Origin of the sequence: Xanthomonas sp. BRIP62409 (assembly GCF_003992965.1) — a bacterium.
Taxonomy (GTDB): domain Bacteria; phylum Pseudomonadota; class Gammaproteobacteria; order Xanthomonadales; family Xanthomonadaceae; genus Xanthomonas; species Xanthomonas euroxanthea.
This window is the reverse complement of the sequence record NZ_QEZJ01000013.1, coordinates 1-10,167: the sequence shown is the minus strand read 5'-3', so window position 1 is coordinate 10,167 and position 10,167 is coordinate 1. Positions and strand designations below refer to the sequence as shown.

Here is a 10,167-nt window from a genome sequence, read left to right as displayed (position 1 = left end):
GTGCCCACCCACCCTCGCGGGACACGCCGCAAGTACGTCCATGTAGGCTCTGGCGCGGCATCCCTGCCGCTCAAGGTTCTGTGACGGTGAGCGGGCAAGGACCGGTCGAGACGATCGGTGTGCGGGTGCAAGCAGAGCATGACGTGCGCGCTTCCATAAGAGCACGCCTAATTAGTAATCCAAGACAAGCCGAGCAATGAGCAGGCTTTCAATGAAGCAACCTTGAAACTTCCAGGTGCAGTGTCCTCGCCGGTTGCGGGACCGTGTGGCGGCATGGATGCCGCCACCGAGCCCCAGGGACGGGTTCACGGCGTGTCCCGCAGGCGGTGAGGGCACCGCGCCCTCGACCATTTTTGCTTGAGACCATCTAACAACGCTGAAGGTCAGGATTTCAGCATCTTTGAGGCTTGCACAATCATCTGCTCGATGCGCTTACGCAACGCGCCACAGATGAATGCGCAGCATCAATGCGACATGCGATTGCTCATGTCGATCAGATCGTTGTAGCTGGCCAGCACGGCCTGGCGCGTGCCGCCCGGTGGGAGCGAGCCACTTTCCAGCAGCATCTGCTCGCTCTTGTTCAATGGTGTCTTGGTGCGGATACGCTCGACCAGTCGTCCCGACTCGCGCGCCAGCTTGTCGGCAGAACGTTCCATGTGGCCCCACATCGCATCGCCCTGGCCGACCTTGGCCTTCTGTGCCTCTTCCAGAATGCCCTGGTAGCGTGCGAGCTGGGATTGCGCTGCGGCAAGATCCGGCGTGTCGCTGTCGAGCACCTGCACCAGCTGCTTGCCTTCGCCGATGATCTTCAGGTGATACCAGGAGGCACTGCGGCCCTCTTCCTTTTCGATCGCATCGATCTGCGCCTGGCGACGCATGTCTTCGTTGCGTTCGAGTGCGGCATTCATGGCTTCGCCGGCCTCGAAGAACGCGTGATAGGCCTGCATCAACGGCGCGTGCAGCGCCTTCATGCCCTTGCCGTCATCGCGCAGATAATCCTCGCGGTCGTAGTAGCGCACCGCTTCGCCGATACGCTCGTTGAGCGTGGTGAAGCGTTCCTGATAGGTCTTGGCCACCGGATCGAGCTGGGGGTTGGCGGGCGTTTGCGCCAGTGCCGCGGTCATCGGCGCCCCGCATTCGTCCACGTGATGCGACAGCACCGTGCCCGGTGCATGGATATCGCTCTCCTTGCCGGTCGGGCCGGCCTCGGGGTCCTGCATCCAGCCGATGTATTGCTGGTAGCTCTCATGGATCGGCTGCTCGACACCGTTGAAGCACGTGATGTAGGCATTGATCTTGTCGGCGCCTTCCACTGCGGCGGCGGGCGCGTTTTTCTGGCAGCCGGCAAGCAGTGCGGCGAACGCGATCGCCGCGGCGAGCGGCGCATAACGAAGTTGATGGGTCATCTGGCGTTCCATTGATAGGTTGAAGAAGGTGGCGCCGCAGCGTGCGGCCGAAAGGCATCCGGCGCAGCCGGTCGCCCGGCACGCGCGCGATGGCTGGAAACAGCAGTGATTACTGACGATTGCTTTGGAACACCAGCGCGTTGTAGGTGTTGAGTAACTTGCGCGGCGAGCCTTCGGGCGCCAGCGAGGGGCTATCCAGCCAGCCCTGCTCCATCTTGCTGTAAGGCGTTTTTTCGACCACGCGCTTCACCCGCGCCTTGGCTTGTCTGCGGAAGGTTTCTGCAGCGGTTTCAAAGCTGTTCCAGTCCAGCTTGCCCGGCTCCTGGTCGGCCACCTTGGCGTGCGCTTCATCGGAGAGACGGTTGAAGCCGTCCAGCAGCGCGTTGGCACGCGCCACGTCGAACTGCTCCTCTTCCAGTGCATCGGCGATCTGCTTGGCGTCGAGCATCATCGCCAGCCGGTAGTACTCGCGTGTGCGGCCTTCGCCCTGCTCCAGCGTCTTGAGTTTTTCGCGTTGCGCCGCGTCGTTTTGCACGTCCAGTTCGGCGCTGAAGGCGGTGCTGGCATCGGCGTAGGTGGACAGTGCCTCCATCAGCTGCGGGTGCAGCTGCTTGCCCTTGGCAAACTGATCGTCCTCGTAATCCTGGCGGGTGTAGTAATCGGCCACTGCGTGACTGATCGGCTGCAGTGCCTTCAATGCCGCGCGATAGTCGCCTGCTGCCTTGTCCAGCGCCGGCAGCGCTGGCTTCGCCGCAGCGGCCGCGCTGACCGGTGCGTCGCACTGCTGCATGTCGCCATCGTCGATATCGTACGGGCCGGTCATGCCGGATTCGTCACCGGTCGGGCCGGCGAACGGGTCCTGCATCCAGCCGGTGTAGTACCTGGCGCCGGCGTGCACCTTCGCGTTGACGCGGTTGAAGCAGTCGATATAGGCGCCGAGCTTGGCGGTCACGCCTTGCAGGGAATCCAGCTGTCTTCCCGTCGTTTTGGTATCGGCACTGTCGGCACCGGTTGCAGGCTGCTGCGACTTGCCGCCACAGGCGGCCACCAGGGCGGACACGCAGACCGCCAGAACAAGCACACGAAACTTCGGAGACACGCGCGGTACATCCTTGTTGGAAACGTTTTCAACTACACACGATAGCAAACCCGACTGTGAACTGGGTGTGCTCGCCCCAGGTCCGGCCGCGGCTAGGCCTCCACGGCGCGACTGCTGGTGGGCCGCACCCACGCCTTGAAGCGCGGCAGCTGCGCGCGTCGAGGCCGGTCGCGCTCCGTCTCCCGCCAACGAGCGCGGGCCGCGATGCTGGCCGCGCTCAGTCGAGAAACAGATCCGGCAGCAGCGCACGCGACGGGTCGACCGCATAACCACTCAGGTCGGTGATGCCGGCCTGGGCCAGGACGTCGTCGTCGATCAGGAACTGGCCATGGAATCCAGCCGCCTTGCGCGTCAGCACCACATGCGCCGCGTCGGCCATGATCTCCGGCCGGCGACACGCGGCCGCGTCCACGCCGTCGATCATGTTGATCGCATCGGTGGCGATCACGGTGCGCGGCCACAGCGCATTGATCGCCACGCCTTGCGGGCCGAACTCGGCTGCCAGCCCCAGGGTCACCAGGCTCATGCCCATCTTTGCCAGGGTGTAGCCGGTATGCGCGCCCCACCACGCCGGGTTCAAGGACGGTGGCGGCGCCAGCGTGAGGATGTGCGGATTGGGCGCCTGCAACAGATGCGGCAGGCACGCCTGTGCGCACAGAAAACTGCCGCGTGCGTTGACCTGCTGCATCAGATCGAAGCGCTTCATCGGCGTGTCCAACGCACCACGCAACCAGATCGCACTGGCATTGTTGACCAGGATATCGATACCGCCGAAGGCATCGACCGTGGCGGCCACGGCCGCACGCACCTGGTCGTCGTCGCGGATATCGCATTTGAGTGCCAGCGCCTGCCCACCGGCCGCCGTCACCGCCGCGGCCGCGCTATGGATGGTGCCGGGCAACTTGGGATTGGCCACCGCCGATTTGGCCGCAATCGCCACATTGGCCCCATCCCGCGCCGCCCGCAACGCAATCGCCAAGCCAATCCCGCGCGAGGCACCGGTGATGAAGAGGGTTTTGCCGTTTAGGGTCATGGGATTGGGGATTTGGGATTGGGGATTCGCAAAAGCTTATAACCCGCGCAAGAACGGCGCGGGATTTGAGCTTTCGGATTCGCAACAGCGTGTCGCCTCATCCCTCGCATCGACCAACCCACAGCCCAAGCCATGCGCCGTTGCGAATCCCCAATCCCAACTCCCCAATCCCGGCACTTCAGGGCTTCGGCCCCTGCCCCTCGTTGTCTTCCCAGTGCAGCACGCGGCGGGTCACGAAGCGGTAGACCGGTTTGCCGGTGGCGAACCACAGCTTGCGTACCCAGGAGGTGCGCTTGAGCACGCGGCGTTCCACCGGGGTGATCGCGGCCGGGCAATACATGCGCTTGTGCTTGAGCAGGTGGCGCAGGTCTTCGCGGGCAAGCAGGCGCATCCAGCGCGCACGGGGATTGCCGCGTACCGCCAGCTGGAAATCGATCACCGCCGGGCTGCCGTCGTCCTGCACCAGCCAGTTGGCCTCCTTGGCCAGATCGTTATGCGCCACGCCGCGCCGATGCAACTGCTGCAACAACCTGCGCGCGCAGCGGAAGTAGGCCAGATCGCCACGCGGCGGGCGCCGGTACATCGCATCGCCGGCCAGATAGCTGCGATCCAGATGGCGCCCGTCCCAGCGCAACAGCCGCGGCGTGCGTGGCAAGCCATCCAGCTGGCGCAGGGCCAACGCTTCGCGCCGCGCCAGCCACCAGGCCACTCCGCGCAACAGCCACGGCGCCACGCTCAGGTCGCGCCGCACGAACAGGCGGTCGGCCTCGCGGATCAACAGGATGCGCCCGAAGGTATCGGACTTCAGCGGCAGATTGGCGGCGGGATCGTCACTCATCCCCCATTGTAGGCGGGCCGCCCGCATCGCCACAGCGCGCGTTGCCCCTGCGGTCTTGTCCGCTCGCAACCTGAGGTGAAGCGGCCGGGCCGATGTGATGACGGCGAAGTCACCTCGTCGCCATGCCCACCTATAATCGTGGGATGAATTCATGGATCGACGCCACGCTGGAGTGGATCGGACACCACCCCACCCTGGCTGGCGTGGCGATCTTTGCCATCGCATTTTCCGATGCGGTGATCGTGCTCGGCGCCATCGTGCCGGCACTGCCGTTGCTGTTCGCCATCGGCGTGCTGATCGGGCTGGGCCAGATCAACGGGCCGTATGCGGTGGCCTGCGCCGCCCTTGGCGCCTTCGCCGGCGATACGCTGAGCTTCTGGGTCGGCCACCGGTGGGGCCACCAGTTGCACACCTACTGGCCGTTCCGCCGTTACCCGCAGTTGCTGGAGCGTGGCGAGTTGCTGTTTCGGCGCAATGCCTTCAAGAGCATCCTGATCGCCCGTTACGTGGGCGCGGTGCGGCCGTTCGTGCCGGCCATCGCCGGCATGTCGCACATGCCGTTCAAGCGCTATCTGGTCGCCAGCGGCCTGGCCTGCATCTCGTGGGCGCTGCTGTTCCTGGTGCCCGGCTGGGTGCTGGGCACCGCCTACGACGCGGTGGCCGCGGTGGCCGGCCGCCTGTTCGTGGTGGTCACCTTGCTGGCCGCAGTGATCGGCCTGGCCTGGGCGATGGTGCTGTACTCCTACCGCTGGTCGGCCGGCCATCTGGATGCCCTGCTGGCGCGGCTGCTGGAGTGGTCGCATCGGCATCCGGTCCTGGGTAACTGGTCGGTCAGCGTGTTCGACCCGCGCCGCCGCGAGTCGGTGCCGCTGGCGATGATGGCGTTGATGCTGTTGCTGCTGGGCTGGGGCTGGTTCGTGTTGCTGATGGTGGTGCTGGCGCATGGCGAGCCGCTGCGCGTGGACCTGGCCGTACACGACCTGATGCTGGCGCTGCGCAACCCGCTGGCCGACTACCCGATGGTGGCGCTGGCCTCGCTGGGCGACTGGCAGGTGCTGCTGCCGGCGATCGCGGCGGCGATGGGCTACCTGGCCTGGCGGCGCCGCTGGATGGCGGTGACGCATTGGGTGATCGCGCTGGCCTTCGGCCTGGCGTTGACCCAGTTGCTGGGCGCCACCGTGCAGGTGGTGCGCCCGCCGGCGGCCAGCAGCGGTTTCGGGTTTCCGTCGGTGGCGGTCACCATGGCCACGATCGGCTTTGGTTTCTTCGCGCTGCTGATCGCGCGCGAGCTGCCGGGCCGGCGCCGGGTGTGGCCGTATCTGGTCAGTGGCGCAATGGTGTCGCTGATCGGCTTCGCGCGCCTGTACCTGGGCGCACACTGGCTCAGCGACGTGGTCGGCGGCATGCTGTTCGGCATCTTCTGGCTGCTGGTGCTGGGCATCGCCTATCGCCGCCGGGCCACCCGCGCGTTCTGGGTCAAGCCGGTCTCGTGGATCTTCTACGGTGTGTTCCTGACCTGCGCGATCGTGTTCGCGCCGCGCAATCTGGACACCAAACTGGCCAAGTTCGAACCGCCGCCGCCGTTGCTGATGGAATTGCCCGCCAATGACTGGTGGAACGGCCAGTGGCGCCTGCTGCCCGCACGCCGCAATGAATTCGACGACGACCAGCGCTGGCCGCTGGACGTGCAGCTAGCCGGCCCGCTGGCACCGCTGCAGCGCCAGCTGGAAGCACGCGGCTGGCGGGTGCAACCGCAGGCCGGCTGGGAACAGGCGCTGCACCTGCTGGATGTCAGCGGCCGCCCGGACGAGGTGCCGATTCTGCCGGCCACGCTGGACACGCAGGTCGAAGCCCTGCTGATGGTGCGTCACGCGGCGCCCGGTCATGTGCATGTGTTGCGCCTGTGGCCGGCGGCCGCGCGCCTGCAGCCCGGCGCCCAACCCTTGTGGGTGGGCAGCACCCAGACCCTGCGCTACAGCCGGCACTTCAGCCTGATCGGCCTGTGGTATCCGCTGCGCGGGGTCGACCCGGCACTGAGCGCGTTGCGCCAGGCACTGGACCCCCTGCCGCATCGCCTGGAACAACGTCGACGCTCGCAGGTGCCCGTGATCCTGATCGACAGCAGGTCGGGAAATGCGTTGCGGCCGGAGGACAAGGACAACGCTGCACCGCAGGCGGAAACCACCGCATCCGACCCGGCGGCATCGGCGTCGTCACACCAGCGCCGTTGATCGATCGGGCTACAGCAGCGATCGGCCAGCGACCGCGCGCGCAGTACTGGAGATAAGGGCTACTTGCAGCGTGTCCCGGGATGGTAGGCAGGCAAAGGGCCCCTGCAGCCAAGATCAGCTGCTCTACAACCGACGCATCCGCACCGTCCGATTACCTCTCAAGGTGACCGAAAGCGTGCGCTTCAGCGCCGTTTGGATACGCACAAGCCGCATTGGTCGAGGCGCGATGCACTCACCACAACACGCCATCCACCGGCTGCATCGGTTCCGGCGCCTGTTCGCCGATTGCCTGCAACGCGTCGATTTCCACTGTGCGGCACATGCTGTCCAGCGGCAGATCGTGGATGGTATTGGCGAACGGGTCGACCAGTTCGTCGCCGATCTTGAGCACCGCCAGGAACATCAGGCCAGCCACGGTCGACCCCACCGGCGTTGCGTATTGCAGCGTCTCCACCAGGCCGATCGGCAGCAGGACGCAGAACAGCCGCGTGAACAGGTTCGGATAGAACCGGTACTGATACGGTAACGGCGTATTCTTCAGCCGCTCCATGCCGCCCTGCGCGTTGGCGATATCCACCAGGATGCGCTCGACACTGGCTTGTTGAATGCTGTCGATCCAGCCATCGCGACGTGCCTGCTCGACGTTGCGTCCGGTGGCGTCAAGCAGGCCGTTGGCGACATTGGTGCGCGTGATCACCGCGGCCACTTCGTCGGCATGCAGGCGCGGCTCCAGCGCCATCGCCACCGGGAGCCGCCGTAGCTGGCACCGCAACGCATTGACGTAGGCGATCTGGCGCAACGCAATGCTGCGGCCCAGCGCTGCCGCTTCCGGCGCGGACAGGATGCTGATGCTCAAACGCACCAGATTGCGCGATGCATTGATCATCTGGCCCCACAGCACCCGCCCTTCCCACCAGCGCTGGTAGGTCGAGTTGGCACGAAAGCCCAGGAACAAGGCCAAGGCCGAACCGAAGATGGTCAACGGCAATGCAGGCGCGCGGAACGGCAGCACGTAGTAGATGATCGTGATCAACACGTCCCATACGAACAACACCGCCAGGGTCCGCCAGACCTGACTGAACACATCCGCCACACGCGGTTTGACATCGATGATCAAGGCACACTCCGTGGACCGATAACGAGTGACGCCAATGCGCGCATCCACTGCAGGGATGCCATCGGGAGCGCACTCAAGCGTGGCGAGTGTGCCGTTGCAAGGGTGCAAGCGCGGTGATGGATCACGCGCGCCGTTGTCTTAGTGTCACGGCATCCAGGCGAGCAACTGGTCCAGGCGCCGGTGCGGATCGTCCTGCTGCAACAGCGACAGACGCTGCTGCTCGGTCAATGGCAGCAGTTCGGCCAGCCGCCAGCCGACCCATGCCGCCTGGTCCAGCAGCTCAGGCCCGGCGGAGGCAAATTCGCCTCCGACCTGTTCGAGCAGGCGCTCGAGCACGGTTGCCAGCAGGCCATGCTCGGGTCGCAGTTCGTCGTCGCTGTCGGGTTCGCACCAGCTCACCTCGCCGACCACCAGCCCGTTGTCGCGGATGCGCGAACGCCGTACATGAAAGCGACGCGTGCCGCGCAGGCGCAACACCAGCACGCCGTCGGCGCCGACATCGAAATCCTCGATACGCACTTCGGTGCCGAATGCAGCCGGCGTTGCCGGCACGCCGACCTCGGTGCCATCCAGGATCAGGCACACACCGAAGCTGCTGCCCGTGCGGCCGCTCTCGCGCACCAGATCCAGATAGCGGCGCTCGAACACACGCAAGCCCATCGCCGCACCCGGCAACAGCACGCTGTGCAACGGAAACAGCGGCAGGGCGCTGGTGTCGGCGGTGGTCGTGAGGTCAGTCATCGCGACAATTGCGCCAGAAAGCGACGCGGCGCGCCATCGAAACCGCCATTGGACATGAACACCACATGGTCGCCCGGCTGCGCAATCTCGCCCAGGGTCTGCAGCAGTGCTTCCACGTCATGCGCCACATGCGCATCACCGCGCACCTGCGCGATGATCGGTGCGGCATCCCAGGCCAGTTCGGGCCGATGCAGGAACACCACCGCATCGGCATCGCGCAACGACGGCGCCAACGCCTGCGCATGCGCGCCCGCCCGCATCGAATTGCTGCGCGGCTCCATTGCCACCAGCACGCGCGACGCGCCGACCTTCGCACGCAGGCCCTGCAAGGTGGTCGCGATCGCGGTGGGGTGATGGGCGAAGTCGTCGTACACGGTGATGTCGCCTGCCTGCCCCAGCAGCTCCAACCGCCGCTTGACGCTCTGAAAGCGCGCCAGCGCCGGCATCACCGTCGCCGGATCCACGCCCACCGCATGCACGGCCGCCAGTGCTGCCAACCCATTGAGCACGTTATGCCGCCCGACCAGCGGCCACTGCACCTGGCCGATCTCCACCCCACGCTGCAGCACCGCGAACGCGCTGCCGTCGGCGGCGATCAAGCGTGCACTCCAGTCGAGCGCCGCATCGAAACCGAAGCGTTCCACCGGCGTCCAGCAGCCCATCGCCAGCACCTCGGCCAGGCGCGCATCCTCGCCGTTGACGATCAGCCGCCCGCGCGCCGGCACCGTGCGCACCAGATGGTGGAACTGGCGCTGGATCGCGGCCACGTCCGGAAAGATATCGGCGTGGTCGTACTCGAGGTTGTTGAGGATCGCCACCAGCGGCCGGTAGTGCACGAACTTGCTGCGCTTGTCGAAAAAGGCGGTGTCGTATTCGTCGGCTTCCACCACGAACTCGCGCCCCTGGCCCAGCCGGGCCGACACGCCGAAGTCTTCGGCCACGCCACCGATCAGAAAACCCGGTGCGCGCCCGGCGGCGTCCAGCAGATAGCTCAGGATGGTGGTGGTGGTGGTCTTGCCGTGGGTGCCGGCAACGGCCAGGGTGTCGCGGCCCGGCAACACCTGCTCGGCCAGCCACTGCGCACCGGAGCTATAGCGACGGCCCGCGTCGAGCACCGCTTCCACCGCTGGGTTGCCGCGCGACAAGGCATTGCCGATGACGACATCGCTTGCATCTGCCGAGATATTGGACGGCGCGTAGCCTTGTGCCAGCGCGATGCCAAGGGTTTCCAGCTGGGTGGACATCGGCGGATAGATGGCCTGGTCACTGCCCTCTACCTGCCAGCCCAGTTCGCGCGCAAGGGCGGCGACACCGCCCATGAAGGTCCCGGCAATGCCGAGGATGTGGAGTTTGGTCATGGGCCGCATTGTCGCCGATCGCCGGAGTTGCGGGCCATTCCACGCAACCGCCGACTGTGTTGTCAGGAAACCCCTACCGCATTGTCAGGAATTTCCTGATATGAGAACTGCGTCACATCCATCACTATGCTGAACGCCAGTCGCAGCACCCCTTTGGTCCTACTCCCCAAGAGGCCAAATCCCCAGGGAGCTCATGCTGTGGGGCTCTGAGCAAGCTCATTACTGGCGTTATTCTGCCCCGGTCGTCTTGTACGCCCGGGGTTTTTCTTTTGCGCAATCAATGGGTTGTGACGCCACGCCGGCCGCCTGCGCGCATCTGCGCGGGCCGGCGTACTGCCCGGCCC

8 protein-coding genes are annotated in these 10,167 nt (G+C 65.8%); 1 reads left to right on the top strand and 7 read right to left on the bottom strand.

Translation table 11 applies throughout. The annotated features are described in order from the left end of the window. Positions 1-464: 464 nt before the first annotated feature. From EO170_RS03435 to EO170_RS03420, 4 genes are all read right to left on the bottom strand, one after another. A complete protein-coding gene (locus EO170_RS03435; protein ID WP_232087862.1) occupies positions 465-1,406 on the bottom strand; it encodes a YiiG family protein in 942 nt (313 codons plus the stop codon). Positions 1,407-1,515: 109 nt separating this feature from the next. After that, positions 1,516-2,505, bottom strand: a complete 990-nt coding sequence (locus EO170_RS03430) for a YiiG family protein (protein ID WP_119127446.1) — start codon at positions 2,503-2,505, stop codon at positions 1,516-1,518. Between the two features lie 217 nt (positions 2,506-2,722). Continuing rightward, positions 2,723-3,538: an NAD(P)-dependent oxidoreductase gene (locus tag EO170_RS03425; protein WP_126942490.1), complete on the bottom strand. Its 816-nt coding sequence runs from the start codon at positions 3,536-3,538 to the stop codon at positions 2,723-2,725. Positions 3,539-3,716: 178 nt separating this feature from the next. Then, positions 3,717-4,376, bottom strand: coding sequence for a serine/threonine-protein kinase (locus tag EO170_RS03420; protein WP_115677351.1), 660 nt, complete (start codon positions 4,374-4,376; stop codon positions 3,717-3,719). 143 nt (positions 4,377-4,519) lie between these two features. On the opposite strand from EO170_RS03420, the gene EO170_RS03415 reads away from it, so the two are divergent. Further along, positions 4,520-6,607, top strand: coding sequence for a bifunctional DedA family/phosphatase PAP2 family protein (locus EO170_RS03415; protein WP_126942487.1), 2,088 nt, complete (start codon positions 4,520-4,522; stop codon positions 6,605-6,607). A gap of 232 nt (positions 6,608-6,839) precedes the next feature. Here the strand turns inward: EO170_RS03415 and EO170_RS03410 are convergent, their stop codons facing one another. From EO170_RS03410 to mpl, 3 genes are all read right to left on the bottom strand, one after another. Further along, positions 6,840-7,724, bottom strand: coding sequence for a bestrophin family ion channel (locus EO170_RS03410; protein WP_104648831.1), 885 nt, complete (start codon positions 7,722-7,724; stop codon positions 6,840-6,842). Between the two features lie 144 nt (positions 7,725-7,868). Further along, entirely contained in the window at positions 7,869-8,465 is a 597-nt protein-coding gene (locus EO170_RS03405) for an LON peptidase substrate-binding domain-containing protein (protein WP_104584045.1), read from the bottom strand. Next, positions 8,462-9,832: a UDP-N-acetylmuramate:L-alanyl-gamma-D-glutamyl-meso-diaminopimelate ligase gene (gene mpl, locus EO170_RS03400; protein WP_206513973.1), complete on the bottom strand. Its 1,371-nt coding sequence runs from the start codon at positions 9,830-9,832 to the stop codon at positions 8,462-8,464. Before mpl ends, EO170_RS03405 begins: the two co-directional genes overlap by 4 nt. Positions 9,833-10,167: the final 335 nt, after the last annotated feature.